The organism is Clostridium sp. CTA-1 (assembly GCF_054768215.1).
Genome location: NZ_BAAAAP010000009.1, coordinates 164,371 through 187,204 on the forward strand (window position 1 = coordinate 164,371; position 22,834 = coordinate 187,204).

Below are 22,834 nucleotides of genomic sequence, written 5' to 3' on the forward strand. Positions count from 1 at the left end.
CCTAAATATTATCAATTATATATTTTTTTATATGATCAATTTCTTTTATATTTTCTTTTGTTACTTTATTTAACATATTTAATAGTTTTTCTTTAGAATTTTCTAAATTTATAAACCTTTCCATCATATGAAGTTTTTCTTCATACTGAAGAAGGGTTTTATGGCATCTCTTTACTATGTCATGAACCGCTTGCCTACTTGTGTTAGTTAGTTCTGATATTTCTTTTAATGAATAATCATTGTTATAGTATAAGTCCATAATTTTGTTTTGCTTTTCTGTAAGTAAACTACCATAAAAATCTAGTAGTAAGGACATTTCCACTATTTCTTCCATAAAATATCACAGATTTTAATCTAACTCCCTTGCTAATTATTAAAAACTATTATTTTTTCATCAACGAAATATATAATATCAAAATATTAAAAAGCTGTCAAGTATTTTTACTTAACAGCCATAATATTTTTTATTTTCATATTATATTTTTTAATTGATAAGCAATATTTTCTTTATAGTTAACACATATTATTGTGATGAAATTCTAATTTCTAAATGTTTTATCCGATAACTCCCCACTCTAACGCTCCCATCTTCTTCAAAGTGGGAGTAGAGAGCGGCTACGTCCCTGGATAACGATTTCTAAGCTCCCTCTGAAGCCAAGAACTCTGTTTATTGTTAAAATAATGCTTCTACAAACTCCTCAGGATTAAATTCCTGTAGATCATCTATTCCTTCTCCAACTCCTATAAGCTTTACTGGTATATCTAGTTGGTCTTTTATAGATATTACTACCCCACCTTTCGCTGTTCCATCTAGCTTAGTAAGTATTATACCATCTATAGGACAAGCTGACATGAATTCTTTTGCTTGTATAACAGCGTTTTGCCCTGTGGTGGCATCTAAAACTAATAAAGTTTCTTTGGATGCATCCCCATATTCTCTTTCTAAAATTTTATTTATTTTTGAAAGTTCATTCATCAAATTCTTTTTGTTATGTAATCTTCCTGCAGTATCACATATTAATACATCTGCTTTTCTTGATTTGGCTGCCTGAACTGCATCAAAAACTACCGCTCCTGGATCTGATCCTTCCTGATGTTTTATTATATCTACTTTAGCTCTACTGCTCCATACCTCTAATTGATCTATAGCCGCTGCTCTAAAAGTATCCGCTGCAGCCATTATAACCTTATAGCCCTGATCTTTTAGCTTTGCTGAAACTTTTCCTATGGAGGTGGTTTTTCCTACACCATTAACTCCAATTACGAGCATAACTTTTGGAATAGTGTCTGGGGTTATAGAACCTTTTTCTTCTCCTAGCATTTCCAATATTACCCTTTTAAGACAAGGCTTTATTTCCGCTGGATCTTTTATTTTTTCTTCCTTTACTCTTTCTCTTAGCCTATCTATAATTTTTATGGAAGTATCTACACCTATATCAGCAGTAACAAGTATTTCTTCTAACTCTTCATATAAATCTTCATCTATAGTTACGGCTAAATTTAATACACTACTTATCTTATCTGTAAAGCCATCCTTAGTTTTTGTTAATCCTTCTTTTAATTTGTCAAAAAATTTTCCAAACATACTATCGCCCCTTCTAAATGCTTATTATTTTATAAAGTCGCTGCTACCTCATCTTTTGATGTTAAATCTACAGATATAATCTTTGAAACACCCTTTTCTTCCATAGTAACCCCATATAGTGCATCACAAGCTTCCATAGTACCCTTTCTATGAGTTATAACTATAAACTGACTGTTTTCTGAAAATTCCTTTAAAAAGTCTGCATATCTAGTTACATTAGCATCATCTAATGCGGCTTCAATTTCATCTAATATACAAAAAGGTGTAGGTTTCATTTTTAAAATAGCAAATAACAATGCTATAGCGGATAATCCCTTTTCTCCACCAGACATAAGATTTATATTTTGAAGTTTTTTACCTGGTGGCTGAACATTTATTTCTATATTAGCTGTAAGTTCATCTCCATTAGATAGTATTAAATCTGCACTACCACCTTTAAATAACTCTATAAATGTTTCATTAAAGTTTTTTCTTAATTTATTAAAATTTTCACTAAATACAGTTCTCATTTTGTTAGTCATTTCTTCAATAACATTCAAAAGTTCTTCTTTTGACTTTACTAAATCTTCCTTTTGATTACTCATAAATGTTATTTTTTCATTTAATTCTTTATATTCCTCTATAGATCCTACATTTACTGTACCTAAATTGGATATTTCTATTTTTAAATTTTGTACATACTCCTTATATTTTATAACATTTATATCTTCTTTTTTATAACTAAGTGCTTCTGCATAAGTTAAAGAAAATTCCTCATTTAATTTGTTATATAAATTCTCTCTTTCTGTTATGTACCTAGTTTTTTGTATATCTTGTTTATGAACTTCATCTTCTTTTTTACTTAAAATTAATAATAAATTTTCTTCCTTATTTTTATTTTTTTCTAATTCTTCCTTTAGTTTTATTCTTTCTACTTCATACTTTTTAAATTTTTCTTCTAAACTTTCTAAATAAGTCTTTATATCTTTTATATTATCTTCATTTTCTTTTATATTATTTTCAAATTTTTCTATATTTGTTCTATCCTCATGGTTACCTTTATTTATATTTTTATTTTCATTATTTAAGTTTGTAATATTAGTATCCATAGAATAGAATTCTTTTTTTATACTAACTAACATTTCGTCTAATTTAGCTTTTTCTATTTTATACTCTATTAATTTATCTTTTATATTTTTTACATTTTCTTCTTCATTTTCAAGAAAATCTTCGCATTCCTTTATATCATTATGATTTAAATCTTTTCTTAATTTAAGTTCTTCTAATTGTTTTTGTGATGCATTTATATTCTCTTCAATGTCTTGTATTTTATCCTTTGTTAACTTAATTTCTTCTCTTGATATATTTAAAGAACTTCTAAGTCTTTCTGTATCTTCCTTTATAGCATTTAATTTTCCCGTAAATTTAGTTATTTCTATATTATTGTAGTAAATTTCATCCTTTATATTTAAATTTTCTTCATCTAAAGTTTTTATTTTATTTTTATTTTCTAATATATTACTTATAAATTCCTCTATGGTATTCTTTGTTTCTTCTAATTCTTTCTTAGTCTCCTCTATCTCCCTTTTTCGGCTTATTATACTGCTTCCTGCCCTATGTTTTATACTACCACCGGTTAGTGAGCCTCCTGGATTTATAACTTCACCCTCCAATGTTACTATTTTAAAGGAGTAATTTAATTTTTTAGCAATTTTAAGGGCGCTGTCCATATCCTTTGCCACTAGGGTTCTACCTAAAACATAATCTATTATATTAGAAAATTTCGCATCATAATTTATAAGCTCACTGGCTATACCTAAAAATCCATCTTCTCTTGTAACATTATTTATTTTAGCTTTTCTCCCCTGTATTGTAGTTAAAGGTAAAAAGGTAGCTCTTCCTAAACTTCTTTTCTTTAAATAGTTTATTAATATCTTAGCTTTGTTTTCATCCTCTGTTATAACATTAGATATAGCTCCACCTAAGGCTATCTCCATGGCTGTTTCAAACTCTTTCTTTACTTTTATTATATCCCCTAAAACTTCACAGCCTCCATTAATGTTATCTATTTTGCCCTGACTTACATGCTCCATCAAGGTTTTTACACTTCTATTATATCCTTCATAGTGCTTTTCTAAATTTGAAAGCATATGATAATTCGCTTCTAATCTACTGTAGGCTGCATTTTTCTCCTTTAATTTTTTTTCTTTATTATTAAGGGATATTTTTAAAGAGCCTATATTTTTACTGTTTTCTTTTAAATTATTTTCTAATGAAAGTATATTTTCTTTTATATTTTTTATTTCTTTTTCTATATCTTCCTTAGTTTTTATATTTATATTTATAGAGCTTATATAACTATCACAGGAATTTTTTATATTATCCAATTTATTTTTCAAATTTACTATTTCATTTTCCATTACAGATATTTCATTTCTAAGGTTAGCCGTATTACTTAGTATTTCTATCTCTTCAGATTTTAGCATCTTTAGTTTATCTTCTTTTTCCTTTAGTTCTTTATTAAAATTATTTATGTTATCTTCTTTTTTATCTATCTCTTCTCTTAAATAAATTTCTTCTTCTTTTAATTTATTTAATTTTTTTTCTAAGTCTTCCTTTTCTTTTAAATAATTTTGTAATCTTTCTTCATTAGTTTTTAAAGTATTTTCTTTTACTTTTATATTATCTTTTAGATTTTTTATTTTTTCTTTTAATAGAATATTTTCATTCTCTATATCCTTATTTTTATCTTTATTATAATAATATTCTTCTTTATTTTTACCATTACTTGTGTCTAGAAGTTCTAATTTTTCATTAAACTTTAAAATTATTTCTTTGTACTGTGATTTTTCATTTTTTAAGTTATCTATATTTTCACTTAAAGAAAGCATATTGTTATTTATATTTTCTAGGTCTTTTTCTATCTTATCTATAGAATATATCATAATATTGACTTCTTTATGCTTTAATTCCTCTGATAAATTTAAAAACTTTTTAGCTTTTTCACTTTCTTCTTTAAGTGGTTCTATTCTTTCTTCATAAGTATTTAATATATCTTTTATTCTTATAAGATTTTGTTCTGTATTAGAAAGTTTTTTATCTGCCTCTTCTTTTCTCCATTTAAATTTAACTATACCTGCTGCTTCCTCTAAAAGACTTCTTCTCTCCTCTGGCTTTCCACTTAAAACTGCCTCTATTTTCCCTTGTCCTATTATAGAATAGCCTTCTTTACCTATACCTGTATCCATAAATAACTCTTGTATATCTTTAAGCCTACATTGAGTATTATTTATATAATACTCACTTTCACCAGATCTATATAAGCGTCTAGTTATGGTTACTTCTGTATATTCTATTGGTAAGTCTTTATCACTGTTATCTAATATCAGTGAAACTTGACAAAGTCCTACTGGTTTTCTATATTGTGTACCAGCAAATATAACATCCTCCATTTTACTTCCCCTTAAGGATTTTACACTTTGTTCTCCCAACACCCATTTTACTGCGTCAGATATATTACTTTTCCCGCTCCCATTAGGACCTACTATTGCTGTGACTCCTTGTTTAAACATTAATTCAGTTTTATCTGCAAAAGATTTAAAACCTCTTATTTCAATTGATTTTAAAAACATGTAGTACAACTCCTATCTGGCAAAAAACATTGGTAATATACTAGCAATAAATACAATAGTCATAACAACAACTAAAACTTTAGTCATCTTTTCTCTTTTTTCTCTTTTCATTTCAATTTTACCTCCCTTTAAAAATAACATCATTTAATAGTTTATTATATATAAAAAAAAATATCAATTATTAAAACTTAAAATATATATCCCCACTGAATATGAAACAGTGGGGACACTAAAGCTTATATTAACTTGATACTTATATTATTCTATATAAATAAGTTTTTTCCTTCTTCTGAAAGCTTTCTCATATACTCTTTTATAAATATATGTTCTTGATTTTCATCCTTTTTAATAATTATATTCCCTCTACCTAATGTTTCATCTTGTATAACTTTAAATCTTTTTACTTTCTTCTTATTTATAAATTCATTAAAGAATTCTTTTCTATTACAATACAATTTAGATATATCTTTATTATTTATGTAAATTTCTAAGCTTTCTTCTAAACTATCTTCCACATAGGAGAAAATAGCCTCATTAATTATTTTTCCTTCCACTAATTCTCTAAAAGCTGGATGAAAAGGACCTGAAATCACATCTTTATTTTCATTTATTTCTTCTGTAGGCTGAAGTCCTATTCTTATTACTTTTATGCCTTCTTTATCATACATAGAATATAATATTTTAGTTATATCTATAGCTTCATCTAAAGTATAAGGTTTATAAGTTCCCTTTCTTAACATATATTCCATAGGAGTATCCTTTATTACCAAGGCTGGATATATTCTTGCTATATCTGGTTTCATCTTTAAAGATTTTTCTACAGTTTCTATGTCCTTTTTAAAAGTATCTCCTGGAAGTCCTAACATTATTTGATGTCCTAAAGTAAATCCGTATTCTTTTATAAGTTTTGAGGCTCTATACACCTCTTCTACGGAATGCCCTCTTCCTGATTTTAAAAGGACTTCTTCATCTAAAGATTGAACTCCTAATTCAATTATATCCGCAGAGTACTTTTTAAGGTTATCTAAAATTTCTCTGTCTATATAATCTGGTCTTGTGGACATATGTATACAATCTATTTGGCCCTTATCCTTATATTCCTTTGCTACTTTTAAAAGACTCTTTTGCCTTTCTATAGGTATACCCGTAAAAGTACCTCCGAAAAAAGAAACCTCTAAAGTTGAATTTTCTCTATCTATAGTTTTTATATAAGCTTCTATGGTTTCTCTTACGTAATTTTCGTCTATTATTTCGTCCTTTTCTCCGGTTATTTTATGCTGATTACAAAAAACACAATTGTGGGGACATCCTTCCTGAGCTACAAATATTGGTATTATATAATGACCTTTACTCATAATTATCACCTAAATTCTTTAATGCTTCCTTTGCTGCGTTTTGTTCTGCTTCTTTTTTACTATATCCTATCCCCGTTCCTCTTACCTCATTATCTATGGTTACATTAGTAAAAAACTTTCTTCTGTGAGGAGGACCTTCCTGTTTTAATAATTCATAGTTTATAGTAAGATCATTATTTTGTTGCACTATTTCTTGTAATGTAGTTTTATAATCTAGTATTATTTCATCTCTCATGGCTTTTTCTATTATTTCCTTGAAATTTTTCATAACAAATTCTCTTGCTTCATCTAATCCTTTATCTAAATATATAGCAGCTATTATAGATTCCACACAATCTGCTAATATAGATACTCTCTCTCTGCCTCCTGTCAATTCTTCCCCTTTACTCATTTGCAAATAAAAACCTAAATCCCATCTTTTAGCCATTTCGTAAAGGGAATTTTCACAGACTATTATAGCCCTCTTTCTAGTGAGTTCTCCTTCTTTTTTATCTTCATATTTTTGATATAAATGCTCTGATATTATAAGTTGTAATACGGAATCTCCCAAGAACTCCAATCTTTCATAATATTTTATATTTTTTTTACCATTAGCATAGGAACTATGGGTTAATGCCACATCTAATAATTTTTCATCTTTAAAACATACTTTAAGTTTGTACTGAAGTTCTTTCAAAATATCCTGTCTATTTTTCAAAATTTTCACTCCCTAGAAGTTCATTCTTCAGTATATTTATTAAATAAACTCAAGAATAAACTTATCTTTTAATTATATTTTTTAATATAAAATCCCCGCTAGTAAAGGCGGGGATAAAAATCAATTATTCCTCAGTATGTGATTTTATGTAGTCAACTACATCTCCCACTGTAGAAATTTTTTCTGCGTCTTCATCTGGTATTTCTAAATCGAATTCAGTTTCTAATGCCATTATTAATTCAACTATATCAAGTGAATCCGCACCTAAATCATCAATAAAAGATGATTCCATAGTTATTTCCTCTTCATCTATACTTAATTGTTCTGCTATTGTAGCTTTTATTTTTTCAAAAATCATTTGTGTCACCTCCTAATGCTTTATACATAAATAATATTACATAACTATTTCTACGTCAATATATTCATTAAGTTCCATTATATATTATTTTCTATTAAATTTTCTAAATTATTCTCTATTTCTTCAATTATCTTTTTATCATAACAAATTTTTGCCTGTCTTATAGCATTTTTAAATGCTTTAGCATCAGAACTTCCATGAGCTTTTATACATATACCCTTAGCCCCTAGAAAAGGTGATCCACCATATTCCGTATAATCAAATTTCTTTTTAAAATCTTTAAATACAGGTTTTAAAAGTGCTCCTCCTATTTTTCCTCTGGTGGATGACATTATTTCATCTTTTAACATAGAAAATAAATTTGAGGCTACTCCCTCATAAGTTTTTAACACAGTATTTCCTATAAATCCATCACATACTGCAATATTAGTTTCTCCTCTTGGTATATCTCTTGGTTCTATATTTCCTATAAAATTAAAATCTGTATCCTTTAATAATTTATATGCGGCTTTTGTAAGTTCATTACCTTTTTCTTCTTCAGCACCTATATTTACCAACCCTACCGTTGGATTTTTAACACCTAATACACTTTCAAAATATACTTTCCCCATCATAGCAAATTGAACTAAATATTCTGGCCTGCAATCTACATTAGCACCTGCATCTGCTATCATAAAAGGAGCTTTAGCTCCTGGAAGTAATGGTGCTAAACAAACTCTATTTATACCCTTTATTCTTCCTAAAACAAAAGTAGCTCCTGCCATTAATGCTCCTGTACTTCCTGCGGATATAACGACTTGAGCTTTACCTTCTTTTACTAATTCTAAAGCTTTCACCATACTTGAATCTTTTTTCCTTCTTATAGCCTTTACTGGTGCTTCATCAGTACCTATAACTTCCTTTGTATTTAGTATCTCTATTTTGTTTCCTTTATATTCTCTTTTATCTAATTCATTTTTTATTAATTCTTCTTTACCTGTTATTATTATATGTATGCCTTCATATTCCTTGACAGCTTGTATACATCCTTCTACTACTAATTCTGGAGCAAAATCTCCTCCCATACCATCTACAGCTATTATCATAGTATCACTTCCTTCCTACTATAAAGTATAAGCTAATTTTTTTTCTTTCACAAGAAAAAAAAGAAAGCCTTACGACTTTCTTTTTTATAATTATTTATCGTTTGATACAACTTCTTTGCCATTGTAATATCCACAACTTTTACATACTCTATGAGCAAGTTTCATTTCGTGACATTGAGGGCATTCAACGATTCCTGGTAAGCTTAATTTGAAAGTTTGAGCTTTTCTAGAATCTCTTTTTGCCTTTGAAGTTTTTCTCGCTGGATTTCCCACTGTAAACACCTCCTTACTGAGCAGAAAAAAAGTCTTTTAGTTTTGCCAACCTTGGATCTATATCTTTTTCGCATTTACACTTTGAAAAATTTAAATTAGCACCGCATTGTTGGCATAAGCCTTTACAATTTTCCTTACAGAGTCTTTTTATTGGTAATTCTATAATTATGTTATTTTCTATAACCTCTGTAACATCAATAGCTTCATTTTTTAGTAACATAATCTCATCATCTTCGCATTGGGGATTATTTGTAAAACTCTCATGTACCTCTGTGTCAACATGGTGTTTAAACTTTTGAAGACATCTTGAACAAGAAAGCTCAATTTCTGCACTTAACTTTCCATCTAAGGTTAATATATCTTTAGATATACTAACTACCCCGTCTAATGTTGGTGCTTCTAAATAAAGAATTTCTTCATCTCCATCAAAAAATTTTCTTTGATCTTCTAACTTCAGATGAACATCTTTACTTAGTTTTATTTTTTTTATTAAATCCGATACATCTAAATTCATAAAATTCACCTCAATTATAGCAACCACAATTTATTATATAAAGGGCATATTAAAAAGTCAAGTATTTTATAAGTAAATCAAAGTTATTACACCTATATTTATAACTTATATTATATACTATTTAGCTGTTATTTCTTTAGTATCTCTTGCTATCATTAATTCTTCATCAGTTGGTATAACGAATACCTTTACCTTTGAATCTTCAGTGCTTATTTCTATTTGTTTTCCTCTTTGTTTATTCTTTTCGGCATCTATCTTAATACCTAAGTATTCTAATCCATTTAAAATTTCTTCTCTGCTTGCTGCTGAATTTTCTCCTAGTCCTGCTGTAAATACTATAGCATCTACACCATTTAATACTGCTGTATAAGCACCAATTGTTTGTCTTACTGTATAATGATATACATCTAAAGCTAGTTTAGCTCTTTTATTTCCTTCTTCTGCAGCACCTTCTATGTCTCTAAAGTCACTACTTACTCCTGATATTCCTAATACACCTGATTTTTTATTTATAACATTATCTACTTCATCTGGTGACATTTTTAATTCTCTTTCCATGAAAAGAAGTATTGCTGGGTCTATATCTCCGCATCTAGTTCCCATAGCTAATCCTGCAAGTGGAGTGAATCCCATAGAAGTTTCTACTGATTTTCCTTCTTTTACAGCACATAAACTTGCTCCATTTCCTAAGTGACAAGTTATTACTTTAATATCTTTTAGATCTTTTCCCATCATTTCTGATGCCACACTAGATACATATCTATGTGATGTTCCATGGAAGCCATATTTTCTTATACCATTTTGTTCATATAATTCATATGGTAATGGATACATATATGCATAATCTGGTAATGTTTGATGGAATGCTGTATCAAATACCGCTACCATTGGAGTCTTAGGCATAAGTTCTCTACAAGCATTTATTCCTATTATGTTTGGTGGATTATGAAGTGGTGCTAATTTAACACAATCTTCTAAAGCCTTCATAACCTCATCATCTATAAGTACTGAGCTAGCATATTTTTCTCCACCATGAACTACTCTATGTCCTACTGCTGCTATTTCTGACATATCAGATATTACACCATGCTCTTTGTCTACTAATGCTTTTAAAACTAACTCTATAGCTTTTTTATGATCTTTCATAGGTTCTTCTATTATATATTTTTCTCCATTAACCTTTTGAGTTAATATAGATCCTTCTATTCCTATTCTTTCTACTAATCCTTTTGCTAAAGCTTCTTCAGAAGTCATATCTATTAATTGATATTTTAATGATGAACTTCCGCAGTTAACTACTAATATTTTCATTAATTTTCCACCCTTCATCTATATGTTTTATATAAAATTTTATTATAAACAAATCTATTTTTTATTTGTGATATTAATCAATTAATTTATCATCTAAAATAATAAATAAATTGATCATATAAAAATTAAAATATTTAATTACATATTTTGTGCTTGAACTGCTGTTACAGCAACTACATTAACTATATCATCACTGCTACAACCTCTTGATAGGTCATTAATTGGTTTTGCAAAACCTTGACATATTGGTCCTATAGCACTTGCGTTTGCGAATCTTTGAACCAATTTATATCCTATATTTCCTGCTTGTAGGTCTGGGAATACTAAAACATTAGCTTTTCCTGCAACGGTGCTATTTGGAGCTTTTAAATCTGCAACTTTTTGTACTATAGCCGCATCTAATTGTAATTCCCCATCTATATCAAGATCTGGTCTTTTTTCTTTTGCTATTTTTGTAGCTTCTGCTACTTTATCTACTAAGTCGTGCTTTGCACTTCCCTTTGATGAGAAAGATAACATAGCTACTTTAGGTTCCATATCACATAAAGCTTTAGCAGTTTCTGCTGTGGATATAGCAATTGAAGCTAACTCATCTGCTGTTGGATTAGGATTTACAGCACAATCTGCAAATAAAAGCATACCATTTTTACCATATTCACAATTTGGTACTTCCATTATGAATGTACTTGAAACAACAGAGGCTCCTTTAGCCGTTTTAACTATTTGTAGTCCTGGTCTTAATAAATCTCCTGTAGTGTGTATAGCACCAGATACTAATCCATCTGCATCCTTCATTTTAACCATCATTGTAGCAAAATATATAGGATCTTTAACTATTTGTTCTGCTTTTTCCATAGTAACGCCCTTATGTTTTCTTAATTCATAAAATTCTTTTGTATATGTAGAAACTTTTTCTGAAGTCTGTGGATCTATTATTTCTGCACCATCTATAGAAACATTTAATTTTTTTGCTGTTTCGTTTATTTTTTCTTCATTTCCTATTAAAATCATGTGAGCTAATTCATTTTTTAATATTTTTGAACAACCTTCAATATTTCTTTCTTCTTCTCCCTCTGCAAGTACAATTTTCTTTTTGTCACTTTTAGCTTTTTCCCATAAGCTTTTCATTAAGTCCATTAAAACTACTCCCTTCAAATATAAAAATTAAATAAAATTTACAGTTAACTATGAAATAAATATATTATTTCACAAGTTTTATGCAAATTATTGTAATATTTTTTCACTTTATCTATTAATTTATTTATAATTATACAAATAAAGTATTTCTATCTGCTAATTATGGATAAATATGAATACACATATATATAGTATAAACACTTTTTATTAAAATTTTCAACAATAAAATTATAAACTTGAAAAAAAATCAGGTGAAATTTAAATTTCACCTGGTTTTTAACACTTAATTATTTTAAAGCTTTACAAATATAATTTAAATCTAAAACATTATTTTTAAGCCTTTACCGCTTTTTTAGCTTTAGAAGATGAGTTAAACATCATAACTGCAGTATATAATATAACAACAATTATTAACCATTTTAATATATCCAATGGTAATGATTTTACTAAATAATATGCTATAAATACACCTACTAAACCAAATATAGTTATAGCCATAGATGCTTTTCTATCATAAGCTCCTTCTTTTACAAACTTAAGTGATGCTGCCGGCATTAAGAATGCACAAGATCCCATCATTATTGGGAAAGCAACCTTTGGACTCATTCCTAAAGCATATACTAAAGCCATACATGGAGCGTATAAACCTATTCCTAAAGTCATTAAAGCGCCTAATATAAAATTACCTATAATTGCTACTATAAGCTTTACACCATGAAGTCCAGTAGCATCTCCACCTGCTGGCATTAAGTTTAATTGTCCTGCAAGCATTACTAAAGCCACTATTACAAGAGCCACTCCCATACCAAATTGAACTTTTTTCTCATCTAGTTTGGATACAACTCCTGCACCTACTACCGCACCTGCTGTAGCTGCTATTAATAAAGAAAATAATGTTACAGGCTCTACTTCTATACCATTTATAAATAAAATAGCCTCTACAGCAACTGGTACAGTACATGCAACATTTAATGTACCTGGTAAAGTTCTGTCCTGTGTAAGTTTAAAATTTTTAAGTAATGCTGTAGTAGGAGCAAAGCTTCCTATTCCCAAAGTATCAAAAAAATTAGTTATAAATCCTACTGTTCCTAATGCAAAAAAATTGGTTTTTTCAATATTTCCTTCTTTAGTTGCTTTAATATAATCTTTGAAAAATGCAACTGCAAAAAAGACTGTTAAAATAATTAAAAGACCTAAAACTATTTTTACCATTTTCTACACCTCTTTTTATTTATTTTTTATACTATAATTTTAATACAAATTTATATTTTTTTCTATAGATTTTTTCATGTTTTTTGATATTTTTTTAACATTACTTAAATAGTATTATATAACTGACTAAATTTTAGAAAAATTTGAAATAACACTCTATATTTATATTGCTTTAAATTTTCACAAAATTAAAACTATTATTGTTATTTTGTGAAATCCTTTTCATTTTGATAAATTTAAAACAATATTGATTTTATGCAGGAATTTCTTTAATTTATTTCCATTTAAATATTTCAAATACAATTTGTATAATTAGGCATTTTTTTAAAGAGCTCTACTTTACCAAGTAGAGCTCTTTTTTAATTATTAAACTTTTGCTATATATTCGTATGGTAATGGAACAACTTTTCCTGCTGAAGGAATCTTAATTAATTGTTCTAATGTTTCTTTTACTATTGCTGTTTGCATTTCTACATTATTAGGTTCTCCCGCATTAGCACCCATTGGAACTCTTGGTGCAACCGCTCTTGGTGTACCAGATTGTTTAACAACTGGTGGAAGAGCAGCTATTATTATTGTAGGAATTCCTATTTCTTCAATCGCTCTCTGCACTATAACTGCAGATCTATGACAAGTTCCTCATCCAGCAGTCATCAATACAGCGTCTACGCCTTCTTCTTTTAAGATTTTAGCAACTTCTGGGCCTGTTTCTTCTCTGAATTTTTGTTGGTTTCCGCCACCGCCCATGAATCCTATATGAGTTTTAGCAACAGCTTTTATAAAACCTGCATCTACTAATTCTCTTAATCTATCTATTGGGAACATGGCATTTATATCTTTGTTAACGTCTCCGTTATCATATCCACCGTGAGATACCATCATATCTGATGTTTTTGCATCTCCTGGTACTAATCTGTATGTGAAGTCACCTGCTAAATTAAATCTTTTGTCTGATTTTAAGTGAACTCCTGCTGCTGTAGCTAATGCTACTGTCATATCTTTTAGTTCCATTGTAACTGGCGCCCATACTGGGTTAGGAGTTATAGGAACAAATATTTCTGATTGTAATCCCTTTACAATATTCATTCTAGTAACCTTCCCTTCAATTTATAAATTTATTTATGTCTTTCATCAGGATTTAGACCACGTCTCTTTTGGATTTCTAAATTACTTACATATTTTTCATTTATTTCATCAGATAATACTTCTACAAAACTCATATTTAAGCCTATTTCTTGACCTACTTTAAGTTCATAATCAGATATTATCATTCTTCTTGGTACCTTTAAGTATCCAAGTCTTCCTTTGAAATCTATGGCTACTGCTCCATCAGATACGTCTACAATAACACCTTGCATTTCTAGGATTTTATCACCATATTTTAAATCCATTTATATCCCTACTTTGTAGCGTATTTTTCTTTTCTCTTTTCGCTCATTGGTATTGAAGTTTCATTTAAAACTCTATCAATTTTATTTCCAGTTGTTTTTTCTATCATTTCAATGTTGTTTTCTTTAACATTTGCATTCCAAGCTCTTTCTGGTTTTTTAACTTCTTCTCCAGACATAGCTGCTTTAATCATTGCAAGACCTCTTATAGCATCTTCTGGACATAATGTATTACAAGATAATACTTCGTTTTCTATTCCGCCTTCTGATTTGTTGTTATCTACCATGTATTTCATGTGTTTGTTACCAACAACTAGAGCACCTTGAACTGCACAGAATGAGAATGCTACACAAGGAACACCTCTCATACCTATTTGTTCTACGTGGCTTGCAAAGTCAATGTGGTTATTTCCAAAACCTTCAGTTGTAACAAAAGCGCCATCAACATCCATAGCTTCTACCATCATACCTAATCTTTCAGATACATAGAATTTTTCACTGTTGATTTGTGGACTTCCTACAAATATAACTCCTGCTAAATCAACTTCTTCATCTCTCATGCATTCCATTACAAGAGGTTCTCTCCAGTAGTGTCTTGAACATTCTTTAGAAGCAGGTCCAATACAAGTTAATGCGTGGATACCACCATCTAATACTTCTGTCGGCGCAAGCATTACTGGAACGTTTCCTAAATCAACGTTTGGTTTAGCTCCTATTACTCCAACTGGTTCTAATGGTAATATTAAGTTATCATGCATAGCACCTTGACCCATTATTTCTTTAACAACTACAACTTTTTTCTTTCCTGGTCTTCTTACTTGTTCAAAAGTTTCAGTGTTAACTACTAATGAATCATCTTCAACAGCTTTTAAAGCTTCTCTGATTTCTTGAGTTATGAAATCTGTTGCTTTGTGAGCAGCCAATGGACCTGGTCTTTCCATTCCTGTTCCTCTTTTTATAGTTACTTGAGTTTTGATGAATATTTCACCTTTATTAGGAGCACCTGGTCTTCCCCACATAATATTTTCTTCTAATATACCTTCTGAAGAACCAAATTCACCAACTTGAACTCCATCTTCATCGATACCTGTTACCATTATAATAGCTCCATCTATAACTCTTGTAACGCCTTCACCTAACTTAGCATCTGAACCTTCTTTAGTAGCTATTGGTTGTACGTCCATTATAGTTTCACTATAAGTGTTGTATTTATCTGGAGTTATTATTTCTAATTTTATATCTTTAACTAATTGATCTACATTGAATGCATCTTCACAGATGTTTTCTCTTATATAAAGAGTTGTTCCTTCAATTTTAGTTTCTTTAGCTAATTCTACTTTGTCTATTTTGTAGTATTTTCTTGTAACTGATCTTACTACTTTTTCTTCTAATTTAACTTCTTTTTTAGCTTCTACTGCTACTGGAGCTGCAGTTACTGTGCCTTTTTCAGCTTTTACTGCTGGAACAGCTACTGATTTTCCTGCACCTACATTTCCATTTAAAGGAACTTCGATGTCAATCCCTTTTCCTTCAGCTATTCTGATTCTTAAAGTTCCACCACTTATTGTTGCTTGTGTATCAGCACTCATGTTTACTTCCTCCTCAAATCCTTCTAATATATCAGGTGTTACAGGAGTTAAAGCTGGCATATCAACTGATAAAGTTGCTCCAACTACTTCTTTTCTTGTAAGAACTCTTTCATCTAATGTTAGTAAAAGAGAATCTACAAGTTTAGGGAAGTGCATTGGATTTTCTAAATCACTAGCTTTTATAGTATCTCCTGCTTTTAAATTATATTTTAGAACTGCCTTTTCATCTTCTTCAGTTAATTCTTCTGAAATTTCTTCAGCCTTATCTTCTGAATCACCTATTGTTTTTGCTCCTTCAATTATATCTGGAGTTAATGGTGTTAATGAATCTACAGTTTTTAACAATTTAGCTCCTATTACTTCTCCAACTTTTAAACAATCAGCTGGTATAGTTAATAGACCTGAGTCTACCATATCTGGGAATATTTCTGGATCTTCTAAGTTGTCAGCAGTTAATACTGTTCCCTCTTCTGCTCTACAACATACTACTGCAGATTCATTCTTTAACGCCTCTGCATGCTCTGGTGTCATTGACATAAGACATAACCTCCTAATTTTTTTTATTTTTTTGTTATTCCTGTGGAAGTCTTCTTGTTAATGTGTAATCAATAGTTCTAAATATATGATCAGTATGATGATATACTGGAACCTTAGCTTTTGGAGCTATTTGCATAACTGTATTTGAACAATCACTACAGTTTGATATTAATATTCTTTCTGCTCCATCTTTTTTAAGCTGCATAACTGCAGCCGCTTGGCCTGGTCATTCACCAGGTGTTTTACATTTTCCTGGTCCATTTCCTTTACCCTTTGGGTATTCTATGTTTTTGCAGTCAACTACTCCTGCAATTTTTGCATTCATTTTAGTTGCTACATCTTTTAATCTTTCTTCGTTAGCTCCACAGGCACATACTAGTAGTCCTAATGGTCCATTATATTCTGGTAATGGTATTGTAACTATTGCTCCACCGGATATTTTAGTAACAGCATCCTTTTCTATATCTCCAGCTTTTCCAGTGTATGGTCCACCTATTACTAGTTCACCATATTCACCATCTATTCCACCAGATTTTTCTATTAAATCTTTAACTGGTGTTCCCACTGGTACTTGTAAGAATATATTTGGCTTATTACCTGATTTTAGTTTTCCTATTACAGTTATATCCTTATCTATAACTGGCTTTCCTTCTTCAACAGCTCTTGTAATATTTGCTAAAGTTTCAGCATTCATTACAATACATTTTGCTTCTATAGGAAGCTGAGTTACATCTAACCACTTATCAAATATTGCATTGATTATAGCTCTTTCTTCACCCATTGGATATAAGTCAGCAAGAGGTTTAACTTCTACATCAGTAGCTCCCTTTAAAGCTTTTTCTAATGAAGCTATAGCTTCAGGATGTTTAGCTTTTATAGCTATGTATCCTTTTGCAGAATTAGTGGCTTTCATTGCATATCTAACACCATTTATTATTAGTTCAGGCGTTTCTTCTATAACTTTTATGTTATGATGAAGTGCTGGTTCACATTCTACACAGTTTGCTATAATGTAGCCATCTTTGTTATCTGACTTTAGCTTTATGTGAGTTGGGAAACCTGCTCCGCCGGCTCCAACTATTCCTGCTTCAAATACAGTATCTACTAAATTATCGCATTTCTTTATCTTAACGAATTCTGTTGTTTTAGCTTCATCTGCTTTTATTATGATTTCTTTATCTGTAACTTTTTCTACTATACCGGACACACTAGTATGAATTTTAGCACCAAGTCCGTTTGGTTCTGCTATACATTCTCCTCTTTTAACCTTTTGTCCCTCTTTTACACAGGGAGCATCTGGTGCACCTACGTGCATCCTTAGAGGAAAACTAAACAATTTTTCCATGGTATCCCTCCTTGATCTATCTACACACACTTATATTATATAGCAATGTTTATGCCAAATCTATAATTTAAATAAAAAAAGTTAAAAAAAACACAAAATAATTAGTTTTTTATACCTTTTTACATGTTATTTTTTATAAAAAGCCCTTTTTTCGCATAAACTTCTTATAAATTTCAATATATTTTTGTCTTTTTTTTGACACTTTTACGGATAATGTGTCAGCTTTTAGACATTATTATTTTTTTTTATCAATTAAAGCCTTATCTATTTGTATTTTTAATAACATTGTTTGAATTATAGTGTAGTATTTTCTGACACCATCCTGTAAACATTCTCATTACTAATGTTTCTACAAAGATTTTTATTTAATTATAAGTAATTTTTAAATTCATATTTTATTTTAAACTATTTTTTTTATTTTATTCTTTTTAATTCATTTTCAATAAATAAGGCTACTAATTTTTATATAAAATGATAATTAGGTAAAATCTATATGTTATATATAAAAAGGAGAATACCTAAAATTCAAATCTATATTGAGTCCTCCTATTTGTAGCTCTATATTTATAACATAGAACTATTAAATACTTTAAATAAAAAAAATAAGAGTTTATACTAAAATTTTAGTACAAACTCTAAGTTCCAATTATAAAACCCAATTTTATATATCTTTTTATAAACAGAGTTCTTGGCTTCAGAGTGAGTTTTTACTCATTCTGAAGCTTAGAAATCGTTATCCAGGGACGTATCCGCTCTTTACTCCCACTTTGAAGAAGATGGGAGTATTAGAGCGGATAGTCATCGGATAAAAAATAAAAACCTACATTATTATATATATAATTTAATCACTATACTTTTTTTTTATTTTTCTTTTAAAAATTTTATTTATATATACTATTAAGCTAATTCTTCTCTAGTTTCATAACTTTCTTTTTTAGAGTAATAAGCTTTAAACATAGTAATAGAAGTATACATTATTACACAAACAACCATCCAAGTTAAAGCTCTAACAGGAAGTTCTTTCACTATAAATGCTGCTATTAAAACTCCTACTACTCCAAATATACTTATGGATATAGATGCCTTTTTATCATAAGCATTATTTTTTACAAACTTTGTTGAAGACATAGGTAATAAAAATGCACAGGATCCCATCATTATTGGAAAAGCTACCTTCGGATTCATACCTAACACACACACTAAAGCCATGCACGGAGCATACAATCCTATACCCACTGTCATAAGTATACCTAAAATAAAATTACCTACTATAGCTATTATCAATTTAGTACCATGAAGACCTATATCATTACCACCTGCTGGCATTAAATTTAATTGTCCTGCTAAAATTATTAAAGCTACAATTAGAAGAGATACCCCCATGCAAAATTGCACTTTTTTTTCATCTAATTTTGATACTATTTCCGCGCCAAATAAAGAGCCTATCATAGCAGCTATTATCATAGAAACTAATGTTACAGGTTCCACCTTTATGCCTGTCATAAATATAAAAGCTTGTAAAATCATAGGCACAGTGCATCCTACATTTAAAGTTCCTGGTATTACTTTATCCTCTGTTTGTTTAAAAAATTTAAGCATAGATGTTAACGGCGCAAAGCTCCCTATACCTAATGTATCAAAAAAATTTACTACTAAACCTATAATTCCTACAATAAAAAAATTATTGTCTTCTAGATTACCTTTTTTTAATGATTTAAAGTAATCCTTTAAAAAGAAAAATAAAAAATAGCTTGTCAAAACTAGTAATACTGATAATAATAATTTTGTTATCATTGTTATTCCCCCTACCTTCTCCATAGTATTTTTTTAATTTACCAGTAAACCTTTTCATTAAGTGTAATTTTTTTTATAAAATAGATAAATGAATATTCCCCCAAAGAATAGTAACAACTTCTTTTTCAATGATGTTTGCACTACCCTTTTAAATGATATCTCGTACCTCTTATATTATAAGACATTTATTGCAAAATTACTATAGTTTTTATCTATTTTTGTAGATATTTCTAACAGATTTAATAAAAAAAGCTTATAATCTTTATTTTGTAAGATTATAAGCTTCCTATATAAATTACTTTTAATTCTATCTAGGATAATTTAAATTTATATACTGTATCCTTAAGTTTTTTAACTAATTCTTCTAATGTATAAGTTGAGTCTACAATTTGATGCATAAAAGCAATTTGCTCTTCATTTGATGCAGTGACTTCTTCTGTAGCTGATGAATTTTCTTCTGTTACAGATGCAACATTATTTATAATATCAGCTGTAACATTTACTTTCTTTTCCATTGTATTAGTAGACTCTGATACCTCTAATACAATATTATTAACTTCATTAAATACTTTCTCTATTTCTTCAAAATCATTACCAATTAATGTTGCCATTTTAACTCCATGCATAACTTCACTTGTTCCAGAATTCATTTTATTTGATATGATTTCAATTTGCTTTTGAATTCCATTAATAAGCTCTACTATCCTTTTTGAAGAATTACTTGATTGTTCTGCTAATTTTCTCACCTCATCTGCAACTACAGCAAATCCTCTACCTTGTGCACCAGCCCTAGCAGCTTCAATGGCTGCATTAAGTGATAAAAGATTAGTTTGTTCAGATATATCACTTATTACATCAACAATTTGTCCTATTTCTTTAGATTGATTTAATAAATTTTGAATTTCTTCAACATTATGTTTATTTGTTGTAGCTATGTTCTTTATACTATCTACAGTGTGTTGGACTCCCTGTGAAACTTTTGTGCTTCTATTAGTTGATTTTTCTACTATGTCAATCATATAGTTACATTTTTTAGATATTTCATTTATATCTTCAACTAATTCTCTTGTTACAATAGATGCTTTGCTTGCCCCTTCTGCCTGAGATACAGCCCCTGTGGCTATTTCTTGCATACTTCGTGAAACTTCTTCATTTCCCTTTAATGATTCACTTGTTGATAATGCTAAACCATTAGATATTACCATAACATCATTAGCCGAACTACTTATATCACCTATCATTTTCTTAAGCTTTGAAACTGTATTATTTAGTGCTTTTGTCACCTTAGAAATTTCGTCTTGCCCATGAACTTCTAATTTATTTGTAAGATTTCCTTCTGCTATTTCTTCTGCAAAATCGGATAACTTAGTTAATGGTAATGTGATTTGTTTTGCTACAAATACAATTACTGTTGCAACAATAAATACAATTACTATTGTTATTAAAATTAATGTTAACATTAATTTATTTAAAGGAGCAAACAATTCCTTTTCAGACACAACGCTTGCTACATTCCACCCTGATAGAGGAACTTTATTATAAAATACAATCGATTTATTATCTCCACTTCCAAATCTAAATACACCTGATTCATTTTTCATCATTTCTTTTCCTAATGATTGTATATTTTCATCTTTTATTTCTGATATCTTTTTCTGCATTACTAATGACTTATCTGGATGTTCAAGAATAGTTCCATCCTTTCCAATTAATAAACTATATCCTTTTTCACCAAATTTAAATTCCTTAACTTTTTCTTTAATATGTAAAAGATTCACAGCAGATATCATTGTTCCTATCGTTTTTTCTGATTTGTTTTTAATTGGAACTCCTATTACAACCAAAGTTTTACCAGTTCCCTTTGATACTACAGGATTAGATATATTATATGGTACCCCACTCATTAAATCCTTGTACCATGTTTTTTCTGATACATCACCATTTACAAACTTTCCATTTGAATATTGTGCTCTAGATTTACCATCATTATTAAATAAAGTTGCTGCTGCATTGTCATATTCTCCTGGATAATTTTTTTCTAAAAATTTAATTCTTTCTGCATTAAAGTTATCTACAGCAGCAACATCTGTTTCTATTAGTTTTGCCGTAGGTGTATTAGCAGCACTTCTTACTTCTAAAAGTTTTCCTTCCAACCAATTGTTTATACTCTCAGTTAGTTTTTTCCCTTCCTCCAATTTATTGTTGACAAGTTCATTTTCAATATTTTTTCTAAATTCATAAAATGTTGTAAAACTCAAAATTGACATTCCAATTATTACAACTGGTAAAATAGTAATTAATAATTTCATTTTAAAGGACAATTTTTTCAATATTTTTATCACTCCCATAATTCTATTTGTAATTTCATCTCCAACTGCACAAACAGTTATCTCTTTGTTATTTCTTCAGTTAATTCAGATAATATCTTAACTCTTCCAATATCTAATTCCTCTTCAAAGAAACCTTAAAAAACTCTTTCAATGCATTCATTATGGTAATTAATTAATTTGCAACAATTTATAAAATTATTTAGCAGATGTAACTTATGAAGTTACATCTATTATAAAAAAAATTGATTTACTTCTCATTTTTATCGCTTTCGTTGTAACTATTATAGTTTCATCAAGCATTAAAGTCAATAGTTCTTATAAATTTTTTTTAAGTAAACTAGTAAAATTAAATATATTAAATTTAAAATTAAAAATAAATAATTATTATATTTTAAATCAATATCTGTACAATAAAAAAGAGAATCTTTAAAAAGACTCTCTTTTTTACTAAAATTTAGTATACAGAAAAAATTTTTTAAGTTATTTAACTAATGCTTTAGCTATATTTGTAATAAAGTCTTGAGCATTTGTAACTAGAGTTTTAACTTCTAGAGTACCTCTATCGGATAGTTTATTAACAGAGAATTCTTGTATATCTATAGAATAGATATATACAGGTCTAACAACACCATCTCTTACTGTGTAAGATGGAGTCATATTTCCTGAAGCTATTGTATGTAGTACTGTAGATAAACATATAAGCATTGTAGATT

General features: G+C 29.0%; 20 protein-coding genes. All 20 read right to left on the reverse strand.

The genetic code is table 11. The features are described from left to right. Window position 1: 1 nt before the first annotated feature. On the reverse strand, window positions 2-334 hold the full coding sequence (locus ACYUEW_RS09840; RefSeq protein WP_003484818.1) for a putative DNA-binding protein: 333 nt from the start codon (window positions 332-334) through the stop codon (window positions 2-4). A 339-nt stretch (window positions 335-673) separates the two neighbouring features. Continuing rightward, window positions 674-1,585 carry a signal recognition particle-docking protein FtsY gene (gene ftsY / locus ACYUEW_RS09845; protein ID WP_460276668.1) on the reverse strand — a complete coding sequence of 304 codons (912 nt, stop codon included), beginning with the start codon at window positions 1,583-1,585 and terminating at the stop codon, window positions 674-676. 29 nt (window positions 1,586-1,614) lie between these two features. Further along, window positions 1,615-5,196 (reverse strand): chromosome segregation protein SMC, encoded by a 3,582-nt coding sequence (gene smc, locus ACYUEW_RS09850; protein ID WP_460276669.1) that lies wholly within the window; start codon window positions 5,194-5,196, stop codon window positions 1,615-1,617. 12 nt (window positions 5,197-5,208) lie between these two features. Beyond that, window positions 5,209-5,307 carry a hypothetical protein gene (locus tag ACYUEW_RS09855; RefSeq protein ID WP_003393783.1) on the reverse strand — a complete coding sequence of 33 codons (99 nt, stop codon included), beginning with the start codon at window positions 5,305-5,307 and terminating at the stop codon, window positions 5,209-5,211. Between the two features lie 152 nt (window positions 5,308-5,459). Then, window positions 5,460-6,551, reverse strand: a complete 1,092-nt coding sequence (locus ACYUEW_RS09860) for an elongator complex protein 3 (protein ID WP_460276670.1) — start codon at window positions 6,549-6,551, stop codon at window positions 5,460-5,462. Beyond that, window positions 6,544-7,248: a ribonuclease III gene (gene rnc / locus ACYUEW_RS09865; protein ID WP_042384700.1), complete on the reverse strand. Its 705-nt coding sequence runs from the start codon at window positions 7,246-7,248 to the stop codon at window positions 6,544-6,546. The genes ACYUEW_RS09860 and rnc overlap by 8 nt, the downstream gene beginning before the upstream one ends. Before the next feature lie 124 nt (window positions 7,249-7,372). Then, window positions 7,373-7,606 carry an acyl carrier protein gene (gene acpP, locus ACYUEW_RS09870; protein ID WP_003362599.1) on the reverse strand — a complete coding sequence of 78 codons (234 nt, stop codon included), beginning with the start codon at window positions 7,604-7,606 and terminating at the stop codon, window positions 7,373-7,375. 77 nt (window positions 7,607-7,683) lie between these two features. Continuing rightward, a complete protein-coding gene (plsX, locus tag ACYUEW_RS09875) occupies window positions 7,684-8,691 on the reverse strand; it encodes a phosphate acyltransferase PlsX (RefSeq protein ID WP_460276671.1) in 1,008 nt (335 codons plus the stop codon). Between the two features lie 90 nt (window positions 8,692-8,781). Next, on the reverse strand, window positions 8,782-8,964 hold the full coding sequence (gene rpmF / locus ACYUEW_RS09880; protein ID WP_003362601.1) for a 50S ribosomal protein L32: 183 nt from the start codon (window positions 8,962-8,964) through the stop codon (window positions 8,782-8,784). Between the two features lie 13 nt (window positions 8,965-8,977). Continuing rightward, a complete protein-coding gene (locus tag ACYUEW_RS09885) occupies window positions 8,978-9,478 on the reverse strand; it encodes a YceD family protein (RefSeq protein WP_042384698.1) in 501 nt (166 codons plus the stop codon). 117 nt (window positions 9,479-9,595) lie between these two features. Then, a complete protein-coding gene (locus ACYUEW_RS09890) occupies window positions 9,596-10,789 on the reverse strand; it encodes an acetate kinase (protein ID WP_042384694.1) in 1,194 nt (397 codons plus the stop codon). A gap of 138 nt (window positions 10,790-10,927) precedes the next feature. Beyond that, window positions 10,928-11,926, reverse strand: coding sequence for a phosphate acetyltransferase (gene pta / locus ACYUEW_RS09895; RefSeq protein WP_003484805.1), 999 nt, complete (start codon window positions 11,924-11,926; stop codon window positions 10,928-10,930). Between the two features lie 333 nt (window positions 11,927-12,259). Then, window positions 12,260-13,138, reverse strand: coding sequence for a sulfite exporter TauE/SafE family protein (locus ACYUEW_RS09900; protein WP_003484803.1), 879 nt, complete (start codon window positions 13,136-13,138; stop codon window positions 12,260-12,262). A 366-nt stretch (window positions 13,139-13,504) separates the two neighbouring features. After that, complete coding sequence (prdB, locus tag ACYUEW_RS09905) at window positions 13,505-14,224, reverse strand: D-proline reductase (dithiol) protein PrdB (RefSeq protein ID WP_080333546.1); 720 nt, start codon at window positions 14,222-14,224, stop codon at window positions 13,505-13,507. A gap of 29 nt (window positions 14,225-14,253) precedes the next feature. Next, entirely contained in the window at window positions 14,254-14,529 is a 276-nt protein-coding gene (locus ACYUEW_RS09910; RefSeq protein WP_003393224.1) for a CBO2463/CBO2479 domain-containing protein, read from the reverse strand. 8 nt (window positions 14,530-14,537) lie between these two features. Continuing rightward, on the reverse strand, window positions 14,538-16,652 hold the full coding sequence (prdA, locus tag ACYUEW_RS09915) for a D-proline reductase (dithiol) proprotein PrdA (RefSeq protein ID WP_042384691.1): 2,115 nt from the start codon (window positions 16,650-16,652) through the stop codon (window positions 14,538-14,540). A 34-nt stretch (window positions 16,653-16,686) separates the two neighbouring features. After that, window positions 16,687-17,997, reverse strand: a complete 1,311-nt coding sequence (gene prdC, locus ACYUEW_RS09920) for a proline reductase-associated electron transfer protein PrdC (protein WP_460276672.1) — start codon at window positions 17,995-17,997, stop codon at window positions 16,687-16,689. Between the two features lie 897 nt (window positions 17,998-18,894). Next, window positions 18,895-19,791 (reverse strand): sulfite exporter TauE/SafE family protein, encoded by an 897-nt coding sequence (locus ACYUEW_RS09925; RefSeq protein ID WP_042384686.1) that lies wholly within the window; start codon window positions 19,789-19,791, stop codon window positions 18,895-18,897. 311 nt (window positions 19,792-20,102) lie between these two features. Continuing rightward, a complete protein-coding gene (locus tag ACYUEW_RS09930) occupies window positions 20,103-22,121 on the reverse strand; it encodes a methyl-accepting chemotaxis protein (protein WP_265203912.1) in 2,019 nt (672 codons plus the stop codon). Window positions 22,122-22,601: 480 nt separating this feature from the next. Beyond that, a partial coding sequence (locus ACYUEW_RS09935) for an ornithine cyclodeaminase family domain (RefSeq protein ID WP_458249815.1) occupies window positions 22,602-22,834 on the reverse strand: 233 nt, incomplete at its 5' end.